Source organism: Mycobacterium sp. IS-1556, assembly GCF_001499985.1.
Classification (GTDB): domain Bacteria; phylum Actinomycetota; class Actinomycetes; order Mycobacteriales; family Mycobacteriaceae; genus Mycobacterium.
Genome location: NZ_LQIM01000034.1, coordinates 337,211 through 361,539, shown reverse-complemented (window position 1 = coordinate 361,539; position 24,329 = coordinate 337,211). Strand labels below are relative to the sequence as shown.

At 68.1% G+C, this 24,329-nt stretch carries 22 protein-coding genes; 9 read left to right on the top strand and 13 right to left on the bottom strand.

All coding sequences use genetic code 11. The features are described 5' to 3' along the window. Positions 1-43: 43 nt before the first annotated feature. Positions 44-913, bottom strand: a complete 870-nt coding sequence (locus AU187_RS18270) for a MaoC family dehydratase (RefSeq protein WP_059167100.1) — start codon at positions 911-913, stop codon at positions 44-46. A gap of 82 nt (positions 914-995) precedes the next feature. On the opposite strand from AU187_RS18270, the gene AU187_RS18265 reads away from it, so the two are divergent. Both AU187_RS18265 and AU187_RS18260 read left to right on the top strand, forming a co-directional pair. Beyond that, positions 996-2,999 carry an SDR family oxidoreductase gene (locus tag AU187_RS18265; RefSeq protein ID WP_172800295.1) on the top strand — a complete coding sequence of 668 codons (2,004 nt, stop codon included), beginning with the start codon at positions 996-998 and terminating at the stop codon, positions 2,997-2,999. A 24-nt stretch (positions 3,000-3,023) separates the two neighbouring features. Continuing rightward, positions 3,024-4,061 (top strand): nucleoside hydrolase, encoded by a 1,038-nt coding sequence (locus tag AU187_RS18260; protein ID WP_059167098.1) that lies wholly within the window; start codon positions 3,024-3,026, stop codon positions 4,059-4,061. Here AU187_RS18260 and AU187_RS18255 read toward each other — a convergent pair. Genes AU187_RS18255 through imuA' form a run of 3 tightly spaced genes read right to left on the bottom strand, consistent with a single transcriptional unit; the run spans position 4,058 to position 6,594 of the window. After that, positions 4,058-4,288, bottom strand: a complete 231-nt coding sequence (locus AU187_RS18255) for a DUF6480 family protein (RefSeq protein WP_059101455.1) — start codon at positions 4,286-4,288, stop codon at positions 4,058-4,060. The genes AU187_RS18260 and AU187_RS18255 overlap by 4 nt on opposite strands. Before the next feature lie 29 nt (positions 4,289-4,317). Beyond that, positions 4,318-5,880, bottom strand: a complete 1,563-nt coding sequence (locus tag AU187_RS18250; protein WP_059167162.1) for a DNA polymerase Y family protein — start codon at positions 5,878-5,880, stop codon at positions 4,318-4,320. Between the two features lie 30 nt (positions 5,881-5,910). Next, positions 5,911-6,594: a DnaE2-dependent mutagenesis accessory factor ImuA' gene (gene imuA', locus AU187_RS18245; protein WP_059101454.1), complete on the bottom strand. Its 684-nt coding sequence runs from the start codon at positions 6,592-6,594 to the stop codon at positions 5,911-5,913. A 310-nt stretch (positions 6,595-6,904) separates the two neighbouring features. Here imuA' and AU187_RS18240 point away from each other — a divergent pair, with 310 nt between their 5' ends. Genes AU187_RS18240 through AU187_RS18225 form a run of 4 tightly spaced genes read left to right on the top strand, consistent with a single transcriptional unit; the run spans position 6,905 to position 11,071 of the window. Then, the gene (locus AU187_RS18240) at positions 6,905-7,726 is read left to right on the top strand and encodes an SDR family NAD(P)-dependent oxidoreductase (protein ID WP_059167161.1); all 822 of its coding nucleotides are present in this window, start codon (positions 6,905-6,907) and stop codon (positions 7,724-7,726) included. A gap of 10 nt (positions 7,727-7,736) precedes the next feature. After that, positions 7,737-8,669, top strand: a complete 933-nt coding sequence (locus AU187_RS18235; RefSeq protein WP_059167097.1) for a ferritin family protein — start codon at positions 7,737-7,739, stop codon at positions 8,667-8,669. Between the two features lies 1 nt (position 8,670). Beyond that, positions 8,671-10,155, top strand: coding sequence for a flavin-containing monooxygenase (locus AU187_RS18230; RefSeq protein ID WP_059167096.1), 1,485 nt, complete (start codon positions 8,671-8,673; stop codon positions 10,153-10,155). A gap of 1 nt (position 10,156) precedes the next feature. Next, entirely contained in the window at positions 10,157-11,071 is a 915-nt protein-coding gene (locus AU187_RS18225) for a MerR family transcriptional regulator (protein ID WP_059167095.1), read from the top strand. 76 nt (positions 11,072-11,147) lie between these two features. On the opposite strand, the gene guaA is transcribed toward AU187_RS18225, so the two are convergent. Then, a complete protein-coding gene (guaA, locus tag AU187_RS18220; RefSeq protein WP_059167094.1) occupies positions 11,148-12,740 on the bottom strand; it encodes a glutamine-hydrolyzing GMP synthase in 1,593 nt (530 codons plus the stop codon). Between the two features lie 65 nt (positions 12,741-12,805). Next, complete coding sequence (locus AU187_RS18215; protein WP_082691851.1) at positions 12,806-13,132, bottom strand: CD225/dispanin family protein; 327 nt, start codon at positions 13,130-13,132, stop codon at positions 12,806-12,808. A 361-nt stretch (positions 13,133-13,493) separates the two neighbouring features. Here AU187_RS18215 and AU187_RS18210 point away from each other — a divergent pair, with 361 nt between their 5' ends. Both AU187_RS18210 and AU187_RS18205 read left to right on the top strand, forming a co-directional pair. Further along, entirely contained in the window at positions 13,494-14,240 is a 747-nt protein-coding gene (locus AU187_RS18210) for a beta-phosphoglucomutase family hydrolase (RefSeq protein ID WP_286132050.1), read from the top strand. Beyond that, complete coding sequence (locus tag AU187_RS18205; protein ID WP_059167091.1) at positions 14,237-16,594, top strand: glycoside hydrolase family 65 protein; 2,358 nt, start codon at positions 14,237-14,239, stop codon at positions 16,592-16,594. The genes AU187_RS18210 and AU187_RS18205 overlap by 4 nt, the downstream gene beginning before the upstream one ends. Positions 16,595-16,596: 2 nt before the next feature. Here AU187_RS18205 and phoU read toward each other — a convergent pair whose 3' ends face one another. The 5 genes from phoU to guaB all read right to left on the bottom strand — a co-directional run bounded on the left by phoU (position 16,597) and on the right by guaB (position 21,951). After that, positions 16,597-17,256: a phosphate signaling complex protein PhoU gene (phoU, locus tag AU187_RS18200; RefSeq protein WP_059101446.1), complete on the bottom strand. Its 660-nt coding sequence runs from the start codon at positions 17,254-17,256 to the stop codon at positions 16,597-16,599. 67 nt (positions 17,257-17,323) lie between these two features. Further along, on the bottom strand, positions 17,324-19,060 hold the full coding sequence (locus AU187_RS18195; protein WP_059167090.1) for a GMC family oxidoreductase: 1,737 nt from the start codon (positions 19,058-19,060) through the stop codon (positions 17,324-17,326). Between the two features lie 42 nt (positions 19,061-19,102). After that, positions 19,103-19,309, bottom strand: a complete 207-nt coding sequence (locus tag AU187_RS18190) for a zinc-ribbon domain-containing protein (protein ID WP_059101444.1) — start codon at positions 19,307-19,309, stop codon at positions 19,103-19,105. A gap of 21 nt (positions 19,310-19,330) precedes the next feature. Further along, positions 19,331-20,458 (bottom strand): GuaB3 family IMP dehydrogenase-related protein, encoded by a 1,128-nt coding sequence (locus tag AU187_RS18185; protein WP_172800302.1) that lies wholly within the window; start codon positions 20,456-20,458, stop codon positions 19,331-19,333. A 26-nt stretch (positions 20,459-20,484) separates the two neighbouring features. Then, a complete protein-coding gene (gene guaB / locus AU187_RS18180; RefSeq protein WP_231740428.1) occupies positions 20,485-21,951 on the bottom strand; it encodes an IMP dehydrogenase in 1,467 nt (488 codons plus the stop codon). Between the two features lie 266 nt (positions 21,952-22,217). On the opposite strand from guaB, the gene AU187_RS18175 reads away from it, so the two are divergent. Beyond that, positions 22,218-22,622: a DUF5319 domain-containing protein gene (locus AU187_RS18175; protein ID WP_059101442.1), complete on the top strand. Its 405-nt coding sequence runs from the start codon at positions 22,218-22,220 to the stop codon at positions 22,620-22,622. A 2-nt stretch (positions 22,623-22,624) separates the two neighbouring features. On the opposite strand, the gene AU187_RS18170 is transcribed toward AU187_RS18175, so the two are convergent. Next, the gene (locus AU187_RS18170) at positions 22,625-23,749 is read right to left on the bottom strand and encodes an anti-sigma-D factor RsdA (RefSeq protein ID WP_059167088.1); all 1,125 of its coding nucleotides are present in this window, start codon (positions 23,747-23,749) and stop codon (positions 22,625-22,627) included. Beyond that, positions 23,742-24,320, bottom strand: coding sequence for a sigma-70 family RNA polymerase sigma factor (locus AU187_RS18165; RefSeq protein ID WP_059101440.1), 579 nt, complete (start codon positions 24,318-24,320; stop codon positions 23,742-23,744). The genes AU187_RS18170 and AU187_RS18165 overlap by 8 nt, the downstream gene beginning before the upstream one ends. Positions 24,321-24,329: the final 9 nt, after the last annotated feature.

Sequence of the window (24,329 nt, the reverse complement as noted above, 5' to 3'; positions counted from 1 at the left end):
TCAATCCAGACCAGGCGATGCCGGCGGATCGACCAAATGCCGGTCAGTCCCGGTATTCCGCGGCGCCGTCCTCGAGGACGAGGCGGGCGTTCGAACCGTCGGGATCGGCGGCCTCCGTGCGGAACACCGCGCGGCCGGCCTCGGTCCGCCAGATCGACGTCGTGAGCGTCTCGCCCGGGAACACCGGCGAGGTGAACCTGGCGTCGATCGCGCTGACTTTCGTCGCATCGCCGCCGCCGAGTTCGGCGACCAGCGCGCGGCCCGCGACGCCGTAGCTGCACAGCCCGTGCAGGATCGGCTTCGGGAAGCCGGCCAACTCGCGGGCGAACCACGGGTCGCTGTGCAGCGGATTGCGGTCGCCCGACAGCCGGTAGATCAACGCCTGGTCTTCGCGCGTGGGCAGCGCAATTCGCGCATCCGGTTCCCGGTCGGGAATCTCCGGCGCGACGGGTCGCTGCCCCGGTTGCCCGCCGAAGCCACCCTCGCCACGGATCACCGCTGTCGTGAAGGTCTCCGCGACGACGTTCGACGTGTCGGGATCGGTACCCGTCGCCTTGAGCATGACGATCGCGTTCTTGCCCTCACCCTTGTCCTGGATGTCGGCGACCTCGGCAACCACGCTGAGCTTGCCCGCGGGCTTGAGCGGTTCGTACAACCGGATCCCCTGCGAGCCGTGCAGCAGCATCGCGAAGTTGAACGAGCCGATCATCGCCGCCGCCGCGAACGGCAGACACGCGATCACCGCGTAGGTCGGCAGCACCTGCTGTTCGATGCCGTGGCTGTTTTCGGTGGTGAACGCGAGATCGGCGGTGCCCGCCCCGACACCCAGCGCGTAAAGCAGGGTGTCGCGGTCGGTCCATTCGAACAGTTGCGGTTCGGTCTTGGCGCCGATGGCGTTGGGGTCGAGTGGCATACCGGGAACGATATCCGCCGGATGACAACGGCTGCGTCACACGGCATTGACGTTTCACCGGGCGAGGACCACGATGACTCGCATGCGTTATGTCGTTACCGGCGGTACCGGGTTTATCGGACGGCGAGTGGTGTCCCAGTTGCTGGCCCGTGACGGGGACGCCGAAGTGCTGGTACTGGTCCGCCGGGAGTCGCTGTCCCGGTTCGAGAAGTTGGCGGCGACGTGGGGTGAGCGCGCGAAACCGCTGGTCGGCGACCTCACCGCGGCGAACCTGGGGCTGACGCCCGAGGCGCTCACCGACGCCGGCGCGGTCGACCACGTGGTGCACTGCGGCGCGATCTACGACATCACCGCCTCGGATGCCGACCAGCGCGCAGCCAACGTGGAGGGCACCCGCGCGGTGATCGAAGTGGCGAAACAACTCGACGCGACGCTGCACCACGTGTCGTCGATCGCGGTCGCGGGCACCTTCCGCGGCGAGTTCACCGAGGACGACTTCGATGTCGGCCAGGAACTGCCCACGCCGTATCACCAGACCAAGTTCGAAGCAGAGTTGCTGGTGCGCAGCGCCGTCGACCTGCGCTACCGGGTGTACCGGCCCGCCGTCGTCGTCGGCGATTCGCGTACCGGTGAAATGGACAAGGTCGACGGGCCGTACTACTTCTTCCCGTTGCTGGCGAAGCTGGCCAAGCTGCCGTCGATCACCCCGATGGCGCTGCCCGACACCGGCCGCACCAATCTGGTTCCGGTCGATTACGTGGTCGACGCGCTCGTCGCGTTGATGCACATGCCGGATCGCGACGGTCAGACGTTCCATCTCACCGCGCCGAAAACCATTGGCCTGCGGGGCATTTACCGCGGCGTCGGCAAGGCGGCGGGACTGCCGCCGCTGCGCGCCTCGCTGCCGCGCTCGGCCGCGACGCCCTTCCTCAAAGTCGGCGGTCGCGCGAAGGTGGTGCGCAACATGGCGGCCACCCAACTCGGAGTGCCCGCCGAGATCCTCGACGTGGTCGACCTGATGCCGACATTCACGGCCGAGCGCACCGAGGAAGCGTTGCGCGACACCGGTATTGCGGTGCCTGAATTCGCCGATTATGCGCCGGCGCTCTGGCGTTACTGGGCCACGCATCTCGACCCCGACCGGGCCCGCCGCGACGATCCGGCGGGACCGCTGGTCGGCAGGCACGTGATCATCACCGGGGCGTCGAGCGGGATCGGCCGGGCGTCGGCGATCGCGGTCGCCGAACGCGGGGCGACGGTGTTCGCGTTGGCGCGCAACGCCGATGCACTCGACGAACTGGTCGCCGAGATCCGCGCCGCCGGTGGCCGAGCAAACGCGTTCACCTGCGATGTCACCGACTCCGATTCGGTCGAGAGCACCGTGAAGGACATTCTGGGCAGGTTCGACCACGTCGACTACCTGGTGAACAACGCGGGACGCTCCATCCGTCGGTCGGTGGTCGCGTCCACCGACCGGCTGCACGACTACGAGCGGGTGATGGCCGTCAACTACTTCGGAGCGGTGCGGATGGTGCTTGCGCTGCTGCCGCATTGGCGCGAACGGCGATTCGGTCACGTCGTCAACGTGTCGAGTGCGGGGGTGCAGGCCCGCAACCCCAAGTACAGCTCGTACCTGCCGACGAAGGCGGCGCTGGACGCGTTCGCCGACGTGGTCGCGAGCGAGACACTGTCGGACCACATCACGTTCACCAACATCCACATGCCCCTGGTGCGCACGCCGATGATCGTGCCGTCGCGGCGGCTCAACCCGGTCCCCGCGATCAGTGCCGAGCACGCCGCGGCGATGGTGGTGCGCGGCCTGATCGACAAACCCGCCCGGATCGACACACCGTTGGGCACGTTCGCCGATTTCGGCAACTACTTCACACCGCGGCTGTCGCGGCGCGTGCTGCACCAGCTGTATCTCGGTTTCCCGGATTCCGCAGCGGCCCGCGGCGAGACGTCCGCGCAGACCAGGCCCAGCGGCACCCGACGCCCCAGGCGGCCGACGCGGGCGGTGCCCACCTTGCGGGTGCCGCGGCCGGTCAAGACCGCGGCGCGGCTGGTCCCGGGTGTGCACTGGTAACCGAGGTTTCCTATCGTTGGCGGCGTGACGCAGCCCGTGTTCGCCGATGTCGACACCGGCGTCGACGATGCGATGGCGTTGGCGTACCTGTTCGCCGGCGCCGACGCCCAGGTGGTGGGGATCGCGTCCACCGCGGGAAACGTTGCGGTACAACAGGTCTGCCGCAACAATTTGGGTCTGCTGGAGTTGTGCCGGATGCCGCCCATCCCGGTCTCGAAGGGATCCGAACAGCCCATCGGCTCGCTGCTGCGCACCGCTGAGGACACCCACGGCCCCGCGGGCCTGGGGTATGCCCGGTTGCCTGCGACCGAGCGGCAACTCACGCCCTACGATGCCGCCGAGGCATGGGTGCGCGCGGCGCGTGCGTATCCGGGTGAACTGGTCGCGATTGCCGTCGGCCCGCTCACCAACCTGGCACTGGCGCTGCGCATGGACCCCGCGCTACCGATGTTGTTGCGCCGGTTGGTGATCATGGGTGGCGCGTTCGACTATCGGGGTAACACCACCCCGGTGGCGGAATGGAACATCAGCGTGGACCCGGAAGCCGCGGCCGAGGTGTTCACGGGATGGAACGCGGCGTGGGGCGGCGGAGAGCCCACACATCTGCCGATTGTGTTGGGGCTGAACCTGACCGAGCACATCGCGATGACACCCGCGCTGCTGAACCGGCTGGCGGCGGAGGCCGGCGCGACGTCGGTGGCGATGAGCGTGTCCGATGACCGCGGCACCCGGTCGGCGACGGCCAACCCGCTGATCGCGGTGCTCGAGGACGCGATGCGGTTCTACTTCGAGTTTCATTTCGACCAGGGCGAAGGCTATCTGGCGCATCTGCACGACCCGTTGGCCGCGGCGGTGGCGCTGGACCCCGACCTCGTCACATGCCGGGCGACCACCGTCGACGTCGAGTTGACGGGCACGTTGACCCGCGGCATGACCATCGCTGACTGGAGCAACCGGTGGGGCCGGAAACCGAACGCGCTCATCGGCGTTGACGTCGACCCGGGCGCGTTCTTCGACCGCTTCATCGCCCGCGTCGGCGCGTTTGCGCGGCGCCTGGCTTAACCGACGATCAGCCACACCGCGGCGGCCAGGAACAACAGTACGAAGAGCGCGACCGCGATGACGCTTGCGACGGCCGTGGGCGTCCACCGATGCCGCGGCCGCGACTCCACCGCGCCCACGCCCGAGGTCTGGTCGGAGTCGGGCGGCGTCGAGCCGGGCGGCACTCCACCACCGGGCTCGAGGTCCGGCGTGTCGGGTGGGTCGGGGTCTGGCGGTATGGCGGTCATCGGTGTGCGGGTACCCGGTGGTGCCGGTGTCACTCATAAATCCCTTCGACGTACCACCGTCGCTGCCGGTAACACAGCAGCAGGGCCTGCCCCGGCTGGGCGTCGCGGGCGGACGCGTCGAGCAGGACCTGCGCGCGTGCGGTGCGGCCGGCCCGGTCTTGTTCGGGATCCCACCACCGCTCGTCGACCGGCCACGGCCCAGCCCACCAGGCCAACCTACCGCCCTTGACCACCTTGCCGGGTGCGGCCAGCCGCGCCGGATCGGTGGAGAACAGGCCGCGAGCGGTCACCCGCACCGGACGGCCGTCGACGTCGAACAACTCGACCGGGTCGTCGAGCAACACGGTCGGCGACGGGTCGGGCAGTCGGCCCGGCCACGGCTGACGAGGGTCGGCCCGCGGTACAGGCTCATCCCCCAGCGGGGTGAGCGTGATGCGTTCGGCGGGCCCCCGACCACCGCTGAGCACCGGCACCTGCACCGCCTCCGGTCCGAGCAGACCCTGCACGCGCACCAGCGCGCGACGGGCCCGCAGCCGATCCTCTTCTCCAACACCACCCCACAGCGGCAGCTGCAGCGCTTCGGCCGACACCACCTCCACCGGACGCAACCGGATCACCGTGATCGGCGCGGTGGGCCGGTCGTTGGGGTTGCGCCTGTTCAGCCAGCCGTCGAGTTGCCAGCGCACCCGGTCGGCGGTGGCGTCCTCGGTCAGTGGTTCGGCGCAGCGCCAAACCCGTTCCAGCTCTTCGCCGTTGGCCGTGATGGCGTGGATGGCAAGGCGGGTGCAACCCACCCCGGACGCCGCCAAGCCACGGTGCAGCTCAGAGGCCAGCGAGCGCCCAGCGAACGCCGCGGCGTCCACCCGGTCGATGGGCGGGTCACAGTCCATGACGGCGTCGAGTTCCGGTTCGGGTTCGCGTCCCGACGGACCCCGGGTGGGCTCGCCGCGGGCGAACTGGTGCGCGGCCACCGCGTCGGCACCGAACCGCGAAGCGACATCGCTGCGGGACAGTGCGGCGAACTGTCCGATGTTGCGAATCCCCATGCGCCACAGCAGGTCTGCCAAGTCTTCCCGCCCCGGCGCGGCCAGGCTGGGCTCGGTGGCCAATTGACGGATCGACAGCGCCGACAGGAACGACGCATCCTGCCCGGGCTCGACGATCCGCCCCGCCCGCGCGGCGAACACAGCGGTGGGCAACTGGTCGGCGACACCTACCTGGCATTCGGCACCCGCAGCGGCCACTGCGTCGACCAACCGCTCAGCGGCGGCTTGTTCGGACCCGAAGTAGCGGGCGGCACCCCGGACCGGCAGTACCAGCAGACCCGGCCGCAACACTTCGGCCCGCGGCACCAGGTCGTCCACCGCGAGTGTCACGCCTTCGAAATGGCGGGCATCGCGCGCCGGGTCGGCCGTGGCCACGTGCAGTTCCGGGCACCGCGCCTGCGCTTCCCGGCGGCGCAGTCCCCGCCGCACACCGGCCGATCGGGCCGACGCCGAACAGGCGATGACCCGGTTGGCCAGCGTCACCGCGATCGGTGCGGTCGACGGCAGGTCCGCCGCTGCCGCCGCGGCGACGGCCGGCCAGTCCATGCACCAGATGGCGAGAACGCGCGTGGACACTCATCCGCCCACTGCACGCCCGGAACCGAAGGCCCGTCCCCCGGCCCGCATGGCCAGTCGCACCCGGCTGATGCGGCCGAACCCCGGGCGCCCCTGACCCGTGATCTCGTAACCGCACACCCTGGCCTCCAGTCGGGCCGACGCCCCCTGCCAGTCGCCGCCGGTGACCAGCAGGGTGCATCCCCTCTGCCGCGCCCTGGCCACCACCGCCCGCGCACGACTTGCCGGCACGGATCGCCCGCGCAGGCCGAGCACAACCAAATCCATACCGTCCATCAGCACCGCGGCGACCTCGACCGGATCGGCCCCGGGTTCGGGGACGACCGCGATCCTGCTCAGGTCGGCACCCATCTCCACGGCCGCCAGCAGACCGACGTCGGGTTGGCCGACGATCGCGGCATGCCCGCCGTCCGCCGTCACCGCCGCCACCATGCTCAGCAGCAGCGACCGGGCCCCGGTCACCACTGCCACGGTGCCGCGCGGCAACGGCGCGGAGGACAGTTCGGCGAGGGTTTCGGGCATCGGCAGCAAAGTTTCCGAGGCCGGAAGCTGATCGGCCGAGGGCGCCGCGCCGCGTCGGCCGGCACCGACCTTGCTGGAGACCGCCGCCATCTTGCGACGCAGGTGTTCTACCTGTTCAGCGCGGGTAAGCTGGCGCCGATCCAGGCTGACGACAGCTGTCACATCAGCACCTCCTGCATCGCCTGACTCACAAGTTTTTCGAATGTATGTTCGATACGCCGAGTAAACACCCACCCACCGACAAGCGTCAAGCGGACTTCTTCCGGCGACCAGACGCAAACTGCCCCGAAACCGCGTCGAAAGCGAGCACCTTGCGACTGCTCGCCGACGAAGGTGGCCCTGGTCGCTCGCCGACGAAGGTGCCCGGCCGCGGTCGCCGACATCAACAATTGATGACATTGACAAATGTCACCAATCGGTGGTGTACTTCGACGGTGCTCAACGATGCGCCGGTGCTTGCGTGGGTGACGCGATGATCTTCGGACGCAAGCGAAGCCGCGACGCCGCGGCCGTCATCACCGGCGCCGGCAGCGGCATCGGCGCCGCCTTCGCCATCGAACTCGCCAACCGCGGTGGCCGAGTGGTGTGTAGCGATATCGACGAAAACGCCGCCCGCACAACGGCAGACGCGATCAAAGCCGATGGCGGCCAGGCGATATCGATGCGTTGCGACGTCACCCGCATCGACGATGTCACCGCGCTGGCCGACGAGGCGCAATCCTGGTTCGACGGTCCGCCCACCGTGGTGATCAACAACGCCGGCGTCGGCGCCGGCGGGCTACCGATCGGCGAGGTGAGCCTCGACGACTGGCGCTGGGTGCTCGACATCAACCTGTGGGGCCCGATAAACGGCTGTCATGTGTTCGCGCCGATTCTGCGCGACGCTGGTTACGGCGGCATCATCAACGTCGCCTCCGCCGCGGCGTTCGGCGCGGCCCCGGGGATGGCCGCCTACAACGTCAGCAAGGCGGGGGTGCTGTCGCTGTCGGAGACCCTGGCCGCCGAACTGAGCGGCACCGGCGTGCACGTCACGGCGCTGTGCCCCACTTTCGTGAAAACCAACATCGTCCAGTCCGGCCGTATCTCGGCCAAGTCCACCCAGTTGGCCGACCGGCTGATGCGCTGGACCGGCTTCTCGCCCAGCCGGGTGGCGCGCACCTGCCTGGACACCCTCGACCGCGGCGGCCTGTACTGCATGCCGCAGCCCGACGCCCGAATCGGCTGGGGCATCAAAAGATTCACGCCGACGGCGTACACCCGCGCCGTCGGGCTCACCAACCGCGTCACCACCTAGGAGGTTCCCGATGACCCCCAAGACCAAGATCGACATGGACGCGATGCTGGCCAAGATCAAAGACCGGCAGTGGGCGTTGGCCGACATCGACTGGGACGCTCCTGGCGCCGAGTTGATCACCGACGAGCAGCGCCCGAAGTTGAAGGCCTTCATGGCCGACCTGTGCTGGATCGAGAACATCGGGGCACGCGGGTTTGCGGCGCTGGCCAAGAAGGCGCCGACGCCGACGATCGCGGAGATCTACCGCTACTTCCATGCCGAGGAGCAACGGCATGCCAACGCCGAACTGGCGCTGATGAAGCGGTGGGGCATGCTCGAAGACGGTGAGGTTCCCGAGCCCAACGTCAACATCCGGCTGGCCATCGACTGGCTGGACCGGTGGGCCGACGACATGCCGCTGTCGCTGCTCGGCACGGTCATTCCGATGCTCGAGGTCGCCCTCGACGGCGCGCTGCTGAAGTTCCTGCTCGACGAGGTGCACGACCCCGTGTGCCACCGGGTGTTCGAGAAGATCAACAACGACGAGTCCCGGCACCTCGTGGTCGATTTCGAGGTGCTCGACATGATCGGCCATGCCAGGATCCGGCGGTTGCTGATCGACTTCGTCGGCCACAACGCCACTCCGGGGCTGATCATCGGCGCGGTCATGGGTGCACCGTTGATCAACAGGATCCGCAACGAGATCGTCGCCATGGGCATGGAGCCGGAGCGGCTGTACCGGGCGGTGAAGAGGTTCAAGGAACTAGGCGATCGCGGCGAGTACACCAACCGGGTGCCGACATACCGCTTCCTGCGGCGCTACGCCGGCGTCGTCACCAACCCGCGCCACCCCTACCACCTCCTTGCCAACTCCATGGTGTGGCTGTCCGACCGGTACCCGAGGCCGTTGTTGCCGTCGGTGCCGAGCTGGGTCAAAGAGGTCACCCACGAGCCGGCGGCCTGACATGGAGATCCACGACACGCTGATCGTCGGCGCCGGGTTCACCGGCATCGGCGCGGCGATCAAGCTCACTGAGGCGGGTGTGCAGGACTTCGTCATCCTCGAACGCGGCGACCGGGTCGGCGGCACCTGGCGCGACAACACTTATCCCGGTGCGGCATGCGACATTCCGTCGCTGCTGTACTCATTCTCGTTCGCCAGGAATCCGAACTGGACTCGGTCCTACTCGCCGGGCGAGGAGATCCGCGCGCACATCGAGGACATGGTCGACGATTTCGGTCTTCGCCAGCGCATCAGGTTCGGTGTTGAGGTGAGCGGCCTGCACTTCGATGAGGCCGATGGCGTGTGGACGGTGAAAGCCAAGGGACGTAAACGCTTTCGGGCGCGCACCGTCGTCATGGCATCCGGGCCGCTGCCCGACCACAAGTGGCCCGACATCCGCGGCCTCGACACCTACCGGGGTCACAAGATCCACAGCGCGCGGTGGGACCACGACTACGACTTCACCGGCAAGCGGGTGGCCGTCGTCGGTACGGGCGCCAGCGCGGTGCAGATTGTGCCCGAACTGGTGAAGCGGGCCGACTTCGTCAAGGTCTTCCAGCGCACGCCGGGCTGGGTGCTGCCCCGACTGGACATCGCCACACCGGCTGCCGCGCAGACCTTGTTCGCGAAAGTTCCTGCAGCGCAGGAGGTCGCGCGGCAGGCGTTGTTCTGGGGTCACGAACTCACCGCGACCGCGCTGGTGTGGGACACCCCGCTCACTGGGCTGGTCGCCCGGCTGGGCAAGGCGCACTTACGGTTACAGGTCAAGGATCCATGGCTGCGCCGCCAGCTCACCCCCGACTTCACGCCGGGCTGCAAGCGGATGTTGATGTCCAGTGACTACTATCCGGCGCTGCAACGGGACAATTGCAAGCTCATCGACTGGCCGATCGCGACCATGAGCCCGGCCGGCATCCGTACCAGCGACGGCGTCGAACACCACTTGGACTGCGTGGTTTTCGCCACCGGTTACGACGTTCATCTGACCGGACCGCCGTTTCCGGTGACCGGTGTCGGTGGCCGCAAGCTGAGCGAGGACTGGGCCGGCGGCGCACAGGCCTACAAGAGCGTCAACGCCCACGGCTACCCCAACCTGTTCTTCATGACGGGTCCGAACTCCGGCCCGGGCCACAACTCGCTTCTGGTCTACGTCGAGGGCCAGCTCGACTACACCGTGCGGGCGATCACCACCATTCTCCGCGAACGCCTTCGTTATCTCGATGTGCGCGAGGACGTCCAGCGGCGCTACAACGAGCAGATCCAGAAGCGGCTGACCAAGACCACCTGGATGTCGGGTTGCCGCAGTTGGTACCTGACCGCCGACGGGTTCAACGCGTCGATGTACCCGGGCTTCGCCACCCAGTATCTTCGACAGATGCGGGACTTCCGGCGCGACGACTACGTCGCGGTAGCGCGCGACGCCTACGCGGTCACGACACCGGCCTGACGTGACAGGACGGCAGCCGCGACCGCCGGCGGGACCGATCTCGGCGATCCTCAACGGGCTTCGGCGAGCGGACAAACGCGTGCGCCGCGGTTCACGCGATGTGGTCGCGACGGCGGTCTCGCAACTGTTCGACGCGGCCGTGCAACCCCACGGTGTCGAGGCGTCCGGCGAGTACCGCATCGAGGAACTCGCCCGGTTGGCCGGCACCACCACCCGCAACATCCGGGTGTACCGCGACCGTGGTCTACTGCACCCGCCGCTGCGGGTCGGCCGGATCGCGCTGTTCAACGACACCCATCTGACGCGGTTGCGGCTGATCACGTCGCTGCTGGACCGCGGCTACAACATCTCGCATGTGCGCGAGATGTTGTCGGCGTGGGAGCAGGGCAAGGGCGTCGGCGAGATCCTCGGGCTCGAGTCGGCGATCGCGGGCAGCTGGGCGACGGAGAAGCCCGAGCGGATGAGCGTCGCCGACGCGAGGCGGCTGGTCGACGACGACCCCGGTTTCGACCGGATGGTCGGGCTCGGCGTGATCAAGCTGGAGGACGGAGAGGCCGTCATCGTGCGGCCCAAGCTCATCGAGGCGTTCAACGACATCCGCCAGTACGGCGTCGGCACCGACAAGCTCATCGATCTGCACGAGCGGATCGCCCCGCTGATCGACCAGATCAGCGGCATCCTGGTTCAGGCGGGCATCGAGGAGGTGCTGCACCGCATCAACCCGGGCGCCGCGCTACCGCCGGACACCGAGATCGCCGAACTGATCACCATGCTCGTGCGGTTCCGCACCCAGGCGGTGTCCGCGGTATCGGCGACCTTGGCGTTCTCGATCGAGTCGACGATCGAGTCGCTGGTCGGTGAGGTCCTCGGGGACGTCATCGAGAAGGACGCCGGAAGCAAGGGCGAGCAGACCTGAAGTGCCCCGAAAAGCGGCGGAAAAGGGGCACTTCGCGATCCCCTACCTGCGGTGTGGGCCCAGCTCGCGGGGAAGGCTACTCCCACTCGATGGTGCCGGGCGGTTTGCTCGTCACGTCCAACACCACCCGGTTGACCTCCGCCACCTCGTTGGTGATGCGGGTCGAGATGCGTTCGAGCACTTCGTAAGGCACCCGAGTCCAGTCGGCGGTCATGGCGTCTTCGCTGGACACCGGACGCAGCACGATCGGATGCCCGTAGGTCCGGCCATCGCCCTGCACGCCCACCGACCGGATGTCGGCCAGCAGCACGACGGGGCACTGCCAGATCTGGTTGTCGAGCCCGGCGGCGGTGAGTTCCTCGCGGGCGATCGCATCGGCGCGACGCAGGGTCTCCAGCCGCGACGCCGTGACCTCGCCGACAATCCGGATGCCCAGGCCGGGGCCCGGAAACGGTTGGCGCGCAACGATTTCCTCAGGCAGACCCAGTTCACGGCCGACCGCTCGCACCTCGTCCTTGAACAGTAACCGCAGCGGCTCGACCAACTTGAACTTCAGGTCGTCGGGCAGGCCCCCGACGTTGTGGTGGCTCTTGATGTTTGCGGTGCCAGAACCTCCGCCGGACTCCACCACATCGGGATACAGCGTGCCCTGCACCAGGTATTCGACATCACCAGTTGGCTCCTCGCGCAAGCGCTCGTCGGCGGAGCCACCACCCTCCACGAGGCCGCGCACCGCCCCTTCGAACGCCCGGATGAACTCCCTGCCGATGACCTTGCGTTTGCCTTCCGGGTTGGTCACCCCCGTCAGCGCCTCGAGAAACCGGTCGCCGACGTCGACGGTGACCAGGTTGGCGTGGGTGGCGGCGACGAAGTCACGCTGCACCTGCGCCCGCTCCCCCGCCCGCAGCAGCCCGTGGTCGACGAACACGCACGTCAACCGGTCGCCGATGGCCCGTTGCACGAGCGCGGCGGCCACCGCAGAGTCCACCCCGCCGGACAACCCGCAGATGGCCCGCCCGTCGCCGATCTCCTCGCGCACCTGCTCGACGAGCGCCTCGGCGATGTTGGCCGGCGTCCAGGTCGAGTCGATACCGGCGAATTCGTGCAGGAAGCGGCTCAACACCTGCTGACCGTGCGGCGTGTGCATCACCTCGGGGTGGTACTGCACACCGGCCAGTCGCCTGCCCCGATTCTCGAACGCCGCGACCGGCGCACCGGTGCTGGCGGCCACCACCTCGAAGCCCTCGGGAGCCTCGGTGACCGCGTCGCCATGGCTCATCCATACCGGCTGAGTTGCAGGCAGATCCGAATGCAATTCTCCACCAGTGACTTTCAACTCGGTGCGGCCGTACTCGCGCGTCCCGGTGCGCGCGACGGTTCCGCCGAGCACCTGTGCCATCGCCTGAAAGCCGTAGCAGATGCCGAATACCGGTACGTCCAAGTCGAACAGCTCCGGGTTCAGCCGCGGGGCGCCGTCCTCGTAGACGCTGGCCGGGCCGCCGGAGAGCACGATGGCCTGAGGATCACGGGCCTTGATCTCCTCCACGCTGGCGGTGTGCGGGATCACCTCGGAATACACCCGCGCCTCGCGGACCCGGCGAGCGATCAACTGCGCGTACTGCGCTCCGAAGTCGACAACCAGTACGGGTCGGAGAGATCCTGATGTCACCGGGCCAGTCTAGTTGGCGGCGTCGACGTCAGACGCCCCCAGCGCGGCGAACGGGCGTATGTCCGTCACATGCCGTACGACATACCGCCCGCGACGGCGATGATCCCGTAGATGACGATGACGATCACGCCGGCGATCGCACCCCATATCGCCCACTTCTTTGCGTCGTCCGACGCCTTCTGCGCCTGCGCATACTGACCCTGCGCCCACAGCCCGGACACCTTGCTGGCGTACACGATCGACACGATGCCAAACGGCAAGCAGCACAACACCGTGACGAGGATTCCCCACACGAGGTTGCTGTCGGGCTGCTGCGCGGGAACACCGCCGGGCGGCGGGCCGTACCCCTGCGGAGGCGGAGGCGGAGGCGGAGACTGCGGCGGATAAGTCATCGGTGTCCCTTTCTCGGGTAGCGCCTGCGGGTGGGAACCGGCAAGCCCGCTCAATATAAGGCACCGGTTTGCTGTGTGCGTCAATTTCAGTTCAACGCCGTAACCGCGCAGTCGAAGGCGCGTCGCCACGGCCACTTCGCCGCCGCAGCCGAAACGATATGCGCGCCAGACACCTAACGCCCGCCGGACCGCGAGTCATGTTCCGCTCAGCCGGCTCGGGCCCGCGCCGCCGGCGCTCGCATCGCAGGCTCGACCGCGTGATCGGCACCCCTGCGCGCCTTCGCTGCAGTAAGTTCCTCGATGCACAAGCATGCCCGCGCGCGATAACGGGAATGGGTTAATGGTGCCTGGAACCGAAGAGCTGACGGAAAAACTTGGTCTGCCCGCCGGGATCCGAGCGGTGCTGTTCGACCTCGACGGCGTGCTCACGGACACCGCAAGCGTGCACAAGAAGGCGTGGAAGGCGATGTTCGACGATTTCCTTCGACGGCGGGCGGAACGCATCGGCGAGTTGTTCACACCGTTCGACGTCCAGAGCGACTACCTGAGCTACGTCGACGGCAAGAAGCGGGAGGACGGCGTGCGGTCATTCCTGCTCAGCCGGGGCATCGAGTTGCCCGACGGTGCCCCGGACGACGGGCCCGAGCGCGAATCCGTGTCCGGGCTGGGCAACCGGAAGAACGAGATGTTCCAGCGCGTTCTGCAGACCGACGGTGTCGAGGTGTTCGAGGGATCGCGCCGCTATCTGGAGGCGGTCGCGAACGCCGGACTGGGGATCGCCGTGGTCTCCTCGAGCGCCAACACGCGCGAGGTACTCGAGTTGACGGGGCTGGCGCAATACGTGCGACACCGGGTCGACGGTGTCGTGCTGCGGGAGGAGAACATCGCCGGAAAGCCCGCACCCGATTCGTTCCTGCGCGCAGCGGAACTTCTCGGCGTCGAACCCGGACAAGGCGCCGTGTTCGAAGACGCGCTGTCCGGCGTGGCGGCAGGACGGGCCGGACACTTCGGTCTGGTGGTCGGCGTCGACCGGGTCGGGCAGGCAGAAGCGTTGCGACGCAACGGAGCCGACGTCGTGGTGTCCGACCTGGCGGAGCTGCTCACATGACGTTCAACGACGACATATTCCCCGTCGAGCCGTGGCAGGTCCGGGAGACGTCGCTCGACCTCGACATGCTCGCGCAATCGGAGTCGCTGTTCGCGTTGTCGAACGGTCACATCGGGTTACGCGGAAACCTCGACGAAGGAGAACCACACGCCCTTCCCGGCACGTACCTGAACTCCTTCTACGAGTGCCGTCCCCTGCCGTACGCCGAGGCCGGATTCGGCTATCCCGAGGACGGGCAGACCGTCGTCAACGTCACCAACGGCAAACTGGTGCGACTGCTGGTCGACGACGAACCGTTCGACGTGCGCTACGGCGCTCTACACGAGCACGAACGTGTACTGGATCTGCGGTCAGGCACCCTGACCCGCACCGCGCTCTGGGAGTCACCGGCAGGCAAGAAGGTCAAAGTCGTTTCCACGCGGGTTGTTTCGCTCACCCAGCGCAGTGTCGCGGCAATCGAGTACGTCGTGGAGGCGGTCGACGAGTTCGCGCGGGTGACTTTGCAATCCGAACTCGTCGCCAACGAGGAGTTGCCCGCGTCGTCGAAGGATCCTCGGGTGTCGGCCGTCCTCGAGAAGCCATTGGACCCGGTGCAGCACGAACACTCGGACCGGGGCGCGATCCTGCTGCACCGCACCCGGGGCAGCAACCTGATGATGGCCGCGGCGATGGACCACGACATCGAGGTGCCGGGCCGCTTCGAGGTCGACACCGGCGCAGGCCTGGATTGGGCCAACACCACGGTGATCTGCGGGTTGCGGCCCGGCCAGCAGCTGCGCATCGTCAAGTATCTCGCGTACGGGTGGTCCAGCCTGCGGTCGCGCCCTGCGCTGCGGGACCAGGCAGCCGCCGCGCTGAGCAGCGCCCGGTACACCGGCTGGCAGGGCCTACTCGATGCGCAGCGGGCGTATCTCGACGATTTCTGGGACGGCGCCGACGTCGAGGTGGAGGGCGACCCCGACTGCCAGCAGGCGGTTCGCTTCGGGCTCTTCCACGTGCTGCAGGCCAGCGCGCGCGCCGAGCGCCGCGCGATTCCCGGCAAAGGGCTGACCGGAACGGGTTATGACGGCCACGCCTTCTGGGACACCGAGGGTTACGTCCTTCCGGTGCTGACCTACACCCATCCGACGGCGGCGGCCGACGCGCTGCGCTGGCGCGCGTCGATCCTGCCGCTCGCCCAGAAACGGGCGGCTCAACTCGATCTCGAAGGTGCCGCATACCCGTGGCGCACGATCCGCGGCGAGGAGTGCTCGGCGTACTGGCCGGCAGGCACCGCCGGCTTTCACGTCAACGCCGACATCGCGATGGCGTTCGAGCGGTACCGCATCGTGACCGGCGACCATTCGCTGGAAGCGGAATGCGGGCTCAACGTGCTCATCGAGACCGCCCGGCTGTGGCAGTCGCTCGGGCATCACGACCGACACGGGGTCTGGCATGTCGACGGTGTGACCGGCCCCGACGAGTACACGGCGGTGGTGCGCGACAACGTGTTCACGAACTTGATGGCGGCGGCCAACCTCCGGGCAGCCGCCGACGCCTGCGCGCGCAACGTGGACGCAGCCCACGCTGCGGGCGTCACCACTCAGGAGATGGCCGCTTGGCGCCACGCCGCCGATTCCGCGCACATTCCGTTCGACGAGGAGCTGGGTGTGCATCCCCAGTGCGAGGGTTTCACCACGCTGCGGGAGTGGGACTTCACGAGCAACACGATCTACCCGCTGCTGATGAACGAGCCGTATGTCCGGCTCTATCCGGCTCAGGTGCTCAAGCAGGCCGACCTGGTGCTGGCGATGCACTGGCAGGGCCACGCTTTCACCGCCGAACAGAAGGCCCGCAACGTCGACTACTACGAACGACGCACGACCCGGGATTCGTCGCTGTCGGCCTGTACGCAGGCGGTGATGTGCGCCGACGTCGGTCATCTCGAACTCGCTCACGACTACACCTACGAAGCCGCGATGATCGACCTGCGGGATCTGCACCGCAACACCCGCGACGGTCTGCACATGGCGTCGCTCGCCGGGGCGTGGACCGCGCTGGTGGCGGGTTTCGGCGGCTTGCGTGACGACGAAGGGGTGCTTTCGCTGGACCCGCGGCTGCCCGATGGGATCTCGTGTCTCCGATTCCGGTTGCGGTGGAGGAACTTCCGGCTGACCGTCGACGTGAACCACGACGACGTCACCTACACGCTTCGTGACGGCCCGGACGCCTCGCTGTGGATCCGCCACGGCGGCGAGTATCTGGAGCTGGACTCCCGAGCGCCGAGCACCGTGCCGGTCCACCGGTGCGAGCCGCTGCTGCCGACGCCACAGCAGCCGCCGGGGCGCGAGCCACTGCGCCGGCGGCGGGTCTAGCGTTACGCCATCTGCTTGTGCACCGGGAGACCACCGGTCGCCTCGAACACCACGCGCCTGCCGATCTCGACGGCGTGGTCGGCGAAGCGTTCGTAGTAGCGGCCGAGCAACGCGACGTCGACGGCGGAACAGACCCCGTCCTGCCACTTGTGGTCCATCAGCAGCGTGAACAGGTGCCGGTGCTCGGCGTCGACGGCGTCGTCCTCGTCACGCAGCCGCGCCGCCTTCTCGGGATCGCGCGACAGCAGTACCTCCTGTGCCGACTTCGCGAGTTCGACCGCGCGAGCCCCCATCTCGGCGAAGCTGGTGCGCACGTCGGCCGGCAACGCGCAGTCCGGATGCCGCAATCGGGAGATTCCCGCGACGTGGACCGCCAACGCACCCATCCGGTCGATGTCGGCGGCGATGTGGATGGAGCCGACCACCGTGCGCAGCTCGCTCGCGACGGGCTGCTGCAGTGCGAGGATCCGCAGTGCGGCTTCCTCCGTCCGCCGATTCAGCGCGACGATGTGCTCGTGGTCGGCGATGACCTGCTCGGCCAGCGATAGATCGGCCTCGAGCAGGGCCTGGGTTGCGCGTTCCATCGCGCTGACCGCCAGCCCGCACATCTGCCCGAGCTGGGCGCACAGTCCGGCCAACTGCTCGTGATACGCGGTCCGCATCGCGATCCTCCTCCCTCGCGAGACGCCACCCCCTCAGACGATGTCAGGTACCCCTATCGCCGAGTTTTCAACCAGCCGAGGTGACCGGCTCGATCGGCAGTCGCCGCAACGCCGCCGGCGCCTCGGCGGGGACCGCCGGGTGTTCCGGCGGCACGGGCGCCAACCGGCGGTACGGCCCGCCCTGCTCCGGCCGCAGGTCCTGCTGCCCCTTGTTGGGCCACAGCGACGTCGCGCGTTCGGCTTGTGCGGTGATCGAAAGTGACGGATTGACACCGAGATTCGCGGAGATCGCCGCCCCGTCGTGCACCGACAACGTCGGATAGCCGTACACCCGGTGGTACGGGTCGATGACACCGTGCTGCGGGTCGTCACCGATCGCCGCACCGCCGAGGAAATGCGCTGTGAGCGGGATGTTGAACAGTTCGCCCCACGTGCCGCCCGCGACCCCGTCGATCTTCTCGGCGATCCGGCGTGTCACCTGGTTGCCGACGGGGATCCAGGTCGGATTGGGCGCCCCGTGGCCCTGCTTGCTCAGATACCGCCGGACGCCGAACCTGTTCCGTTTGGTGTAGGTGGTGATCGAGTTGTCGAGATGCTGCATCACCAGGGCGATCAGTGTCCGCTCACTCCACTGCCCGACGTTGAGCATGCGCAGCGTGCCGCGGGGGTTTGTTCGGGCGTTGTGGAGGAACTGTTTCCAGCGCGGTACATCGGTTCCTTCCGGGCCCGCCCCATCGGTCATGAGGGTCTGCAACAGTCCCATCGCATTCGAGCCCTTGCCGTAGCGCACCGGTTCGATGTGGGTGTCGGAGGTGGGGTGGATCGACGAGGTGATCGCGACGCCGTGGGTGAGGTCGAGATCTGGCGTCACCTCGAAGCGTCCGGCTCCCACGATCGACTCCGAGTTCGTCCGTGTCAGGACCCCCAACTTGTCCGACAGCTTTGGCAGCTTGCCCTTGTCGCGCATCTTGAACAACAGCTTCTGGGTGTTGTACGTCCCCGCGGCGAGCACCACGTGCTGCGCGGTGAATGTCCGCTTCCTTTTGCGCACCCAACTGCCGGTGCGGACGGTGTGCACGTTCCAGAGCCCGTCGGGACGCTGCTCGAAGCCGGTGACCGTCGTCATCGGAAAGACTTGTGCCCCAGACTTTTCGGCGAGATACAAGTAGTTCTTGACCAAGGTGTTCTTGGCGTTGTGGCGGCACCCGGTCATGCATTCGCCGACTTCGATGCAGCCGGTCCGCGCAGGCCCGGCACCGCCGAAATACGGGTCGGGCACCGTCATGCCGGGCGCCTTGGTGCCGTCCGGGCCGAAGAAGACGCCCACCGGCGTCGGCACGAAGGTGTCCCCGACACCCATCTCGTCGGCGACCTGCTTGACGACGCGGTCGGCGTCGGTGAACGTCGGGTTCGTGACCACCCCGAGCATGCGCTGCGCCTGGTCGTAGTGCGGCATCAACTCGGCGCGCCAGTCAGTGATGTCCTTCCACTGCGGGTCGTTGAAGAACGGGTCCGGCGGCACGTACAGGGTGTTGGCATAGTTCAGCGACCCCCCGCCGACGCCCGCGCCGGCCAGAATCATCACGTTGCGCAGCAGGTGGATCCGCTGGATGCCGTACATGCCGAGCCGCGGCGCCCATAGGAACTTGCGCAGATTCCACGACGTCTTGGCGAAATCCTCGTCGGCGAAGCGCCGACCGGCTTCCAGCACGGCGACGCGGTATCCCTTTTCGGTCAGCCGCAGCGCGGTGACGCTGCCGCCGAACCCCGAACCGATCACCAGGACGTCGTAGTCAGGCTCCATCGGTCCAGTATGACGTTACCGAGGGGTAACTTTCTAGCAAGGTCAGAGGCCGACGGCGGTGCCGCAGATGCCGCAGACCTCGAAGTGCCTGCGGTTCCAGCGTGCCACCGGCACGAAGAACAACGTGAACTGCTTGAACTCGCGGACCCGCGACCACTGCGTGGTGTTGTGGCAGCGCGGGCACGTCCTGACCTCCCCCGCACCGAGGTGTTGCTGCTTGGTGCCGTAACCGAAGAGGAAGAAGAACACCCCGCTCAGCGTAGGCGCAATTCAGCTGCCGACGGTCAGGCCCACTTTCTGGAATTCCTTGAGGTCGCAGTACCCCGCCTTGGCCATCGAGCGACGCAGCCCGCCGACGAGGTTCAGCGAGCCGAACGGGTCGTCGGACGGGCCGGTGAGAACCTGCTCCAGCGACGGCCGTTCACCGACGGCGACCTGCAGGAACGCGCCCCGCGGCAGGGACGGATGGGCCGCGGCGGCTGGCCAGAACCAGCCGTCGCCCAGCGCCTCGGCCGAGCTGGCCAGCGGTGTGCCGAGCACCACCGCGTCCGCGCCGCACGCGATGGCCTTGGCCAGATCGCCGGAGGTGTGCATGTCGCCGTCGGCCAGCACGTGCACATACCGCCCACCGGTCTCGTCGAGGTATTCGCGCCGCGCTGCGGCCGCGTCGGCGATCGCGGTGGCCATCGGCACGCTGATGCCCAGCACTTCGTCGCTGGTGGTCACGCCGCTGGTCGAGCCGTAGCCGACGATGACGCCGGCCGCGCCGGTGCGCATCAGGTGCAGGGCGGTGCGGTGGTCGAGCACACCGCCGGCGACCACCGGCACGTCGAGTTCGGCGATGAAGGTCTTGAGGTTCAGCGGCTCACCGTCGGACGCCACGCGTTCGGCCGAGATGATCGTGCCCTGAATGACCAGAAGGTCGATCCCGGCGGAGAGCAGCGCCGGCGTCAGCGCCCGAGCGTTCTGCGGGCTGACGCGCACCGCGGTCGTCACCCCGGCTTCGCGGATCCGCGCGACCGCCGCTCCCAACATGTCCGGGTCCAGCGGTGCGGCGTGCAACTGCTGCAGCAGGCGGATCGCCGCCGACGGTTCGGGCTCCTTCTCGGCCGCCTCGATGACCTCGGCGATCTTGGCCTCCACGTCGGCGTGCCGACCGATGAGCCCCTCGCCGTTGAGCACACCCAGGCCGCCGAGCCGGCCCATCTCGATGGCGAACTCGGGCGACACCAGCGCATCGGTGGGATGGGCGACCACCGGTATCTCGAACCGGTAGGCATCCAGTTGCCAGGCGGTCGAGACGTCCTGAGACGACCGCGTGCGCCGCGACGGGACGATGTTGATGTCGTCGAGTTCGTAAGTGCGGCGGGCGGTTCGGCCCATGCCGATCTCAACCATGTCTCGCATGGCGGTGGATCCCCCTGTCAGCGGGTGTAGTAATTCGGCGCTTCGACCGTCATCGTGATGTCGTGGGGGTGGCTCTCTTTGAGCCCGGCGGCCGTGATCTGCACGAACTGCGCCTGCTGCAACTGTTCGATCGTCGCCGACCCGGTGTACCCCATGGCGGCACGCAGACCGCCGGTGAGCTGGTGGATCACGGTCGAGAGCGGCCCGCGGAACGGTACGCGACCTTCGATACCTTCGGGCACCAGCTTGTCCTCGGACAGCACGTCGTCCTGGAAATAGCGGTCCTTGCTGAACGATTTGGCGGCGCCGCGGCCCTGCATCGCGCCGAGCGACCCCATGCCGCGGTAGCTCTTGAACTGCTTGCCGTTGACGAAGATCAGCTCGCCGGGCGACTCGGCGGTGCCCGCCAAAAGCGAGCCGAGCATCGCGGTCGACGCTCCCGCGGCCAGTGCCTTGGCGATGTCGCCGGAGTACTGCAGCCCGCCGTCGGCGATGACCGGCACACCCGAGGGTGCGCATGCGGCAACGGCTTCCATGATCGCGGTGATCTGCGGTGCGCCGACGCCGGCCACCACGCGGGTGGTGCAGATCGAACCCGGTCCCACCCCGACCTTCACCGCGTCGGCTCCGGCTTGTACGAGGGCGGCCGCGGCGGCCCGCGTCGCGACGTTGCCGCCGATCACCTCGACCCGGTCACCGACAGCGGCCTTGACCCGGCTCACCATGTCGAGCACACCGCGGTTGTGCGCGTGCGCAGTGTCCACGACCAGCACGTCGACGCCGGCGTCCACCAGCGTCATCGCCCGCGTCCAGGCGTCGTCGCCGACACCGACCGCGGCGCCGACGAGCAGCCTGCCGTCCTTGTCCTTGGTCGACAGCGGGAACTGTTCGGTCTTGACGAAGTCCTTGACGGTGATCAGCCCGGTCAGCTTGCCGTGCCCGTCGACGATCGGCAGCTTCTCGATCTTGTTGCGGCGCAACAGGCCCAGCGCCGCCTCGGCGGACACCCCCTCGCGCGCGGTGATCAGCGGCGCCTTGGTCATCACCTCGGAGACCGGCTTGGACTGGTCCACCTCGAAACGCATGTCGCGGTTGGTGATGATGCCGACCAGCTCGCCGGTGTCGTCGACGACGGGCAGCCCGGAGATGCGGAACCGCGCGCACATCGCGTCCACCTCGGCCAGCGTGTTGTCCGGTGAGCAGGTGACCGGATCGGTGACCATCCCGGCCTCCGAGCGCTTGACCGTCTCGACCTGACCGGCCTGCTCGGCCACCGGGAGGTTGCGGTGCAGCACGCCCATGCCGCCAGCGCGGGCCATCGCGATCGCCATGCGCGATTCGGTGACGGTGTCCATCGCAGAACTCACCAGCGGCACCTTGAGCCGGATCTTGCGGGTCAGTTGGCTCGAGGTGTCGGCGGTTGCGGGCACCACGTCGGAGGCGGCGGGCAGCAGCAGCACGTCGTCGAAGGTGAGGCCGAGCATGGCGACTTTCGTCGGGTCATCCCCGCCGGTCGGCACAGGCACCGCGATCGGGATGCTGCTTTCGGCAGTCGACGTGGGTATCGACAAAATGAGCCTCCAGTAACAAACGCAGCCGAGCGAGCTAGAAAACCATCCTATCGGCTGCGGACCGGCATCCCGGCCTCACGTGCCATGACGCACAGAACTATTGGCGCGCCTGTTGAGGAGCCGCCGCCAACGGCGGTAACGGCTGGCGCGATCGCGGGGCCGCTGCGTAGGGTGGACTCGTGCGTGACCACCTGCCACCGGGTTTGCCACCCGACCCGTTCGCCGATGACCCGTGCGACCCTTCGGCGGCGCTGGACGCCCTTGAGCCCGGCCAGCCGCTGGACCCGCAGGAGCGGACCGCGGTCGAGGCCGACCTCGCCGATCTGGCGGTGTACGAGGCGCTTCTCGCGCACAAGGGGATCCGCGGTCTGGTGGTGTGCTGCGACGAGTGCCAGCAGGACCACTATCACGACTGGGACATGCTGCGGGCCAACCTGCTGCAGCTGCTGGTCGACGGTACGGTGCGGCCCCATGAGCCGGCCTACGACCCCGAGCCCGATGCCTACGTGACGTGGGATTACTGCCGTGGCTACGCCGACGCGTCACTCAACGAGGCGACGTCGGACACCGACGGCTACCGCTGACGCTAGCTCGGCTCCTCGACCGCATCCGGGACCAGCACGGTGGTGGTGATCTCCGTCTGAGGCTCGGGCGCCTCCACGATCGGCTGCTCTGCAGACGGTTGCTCGTCTTCCTGCTGCTCGACCACCGACGGTTGTGACGACGGCGTGGGAACCGGAATCCGGCTGGTCGTCGGCAGCGGCGTGTCCGCGGTCGGCGTCGGCACCGGGGTGTCCTGAGCCGATGTCGGCAGCGGCGTCGGACGCGGAGTGCCTGTCGGGGTCGGCAGCGCGGTGCCGGGCACCGAAGTCGGAGTGCTCGGCAGCACCGTCGGCACCTGCGTTGACGGCGACGGCGACGGCACCGATGGCGAGGTGGTCTGCGACGGCGACGTGGTCGGCGACGGCGAGGTGGTCTGCGACGGCGAGGTGGTCGGTGACGTCGTGGTCTGCGACGGCGTTGTCGACGATGTGATGGCGTCTGTCGGTGTGTCGAGTACGACCGCCGGAACATCGGGGAAGGTCGGCAGCGGTGCACCCGGCGGTACGGTCGCCGCGGGGTTCTGTGCCTCGACCTTGACCGTCAACTCCTGCCACTGATTGACCAGTTCTTCCTTGCGCGTGGAGTCGTTCACCGTCGCGACGGTCGTGGTCAGCGTCTGCAGCTTGTCCTGGGCGGCTTGCCACTGCCCCTGATCGATCAGCTGCTGCACCTCGGCCATCTGCGTCTGCGCGGCGAGGACGACGGCGTCCTGGCGGGTGTCCTGCTGCTCACCGAACAGCATCGTGCGCAGTCCGTACAGGGAGTCGCCCGGACCCGCTCCGGCCACCACCGCGCCGAATCCTCCGATGCACAACACCGCGGCCGCCGCCGACCCGACGACCGCCAGCGACGTGCGGCCGCGTCGGTGCGAAGCGGCGGCGCGGTCCAGGGCCAGCACCGCGTCGCGCGGGGTGACCGTCGCGGTGAGCGGGGCCTCGCGGATCTCGTCGCGCCAGCCGGCCATCAGCTGTGCCAGCTCGGCCTCGCTGGGGTCCGTCGAGTACACCGGCTGCTGGTGGGCCAGCGCATCGAGGAACCGGTCAGTGCGGTGCAGCTCGTTGAGCGACGGGTCTCCGCCGTTGGAGGTCCAGCGTCCGAAATCAGGCATAGTCGCGCCCCGTTGCGACGATCTCGGACTTGAGGCGCGCCAGCGCGCGGTGCTGGGCGACCCGGACGGCGCCCGCGGTGCTGCCGACGGCCTCTGCGGTCTCTTCGGCGCTCATCCCGACAACGACCCGCAAGATCAGGATCTCGCGCTGCTTTTCGGGCAGTACGGCCAGGAGACTGTTCATCCGCGCCGACGCCTCGGCGTCCAGTGCCATCTGCTCGGGTCCGGCGTCCAGCGAGAACCGCTCCGGCACGACATCTGTCGGGTCGGATCGGTTCCTGGCTGCTGCGCGATGCGCGTCAGCAACCTTGTGGGCCGCAATGCCGTACACAAAGGCCAGGAACGGTCGTCCCTGATCCTTGTAGCGCGGCAGCGCCGTGATGGCGGCCAAGCAAACCTCCTGCGCAACGTCGTCTGCTGAAAGGCCACTACGTTCGGTCGCCCCCACCCTTGCGCGGCAGTACCGAACAACGATCGGGCGGATGGTCTCCAGCACCTCCCTGAGCGCGTCCCGGTTCCCTGCCACAGCCTCAGCAACGACAGCATCGAGACGTTCTCCCGAAATTGTCATCGTGGGCGA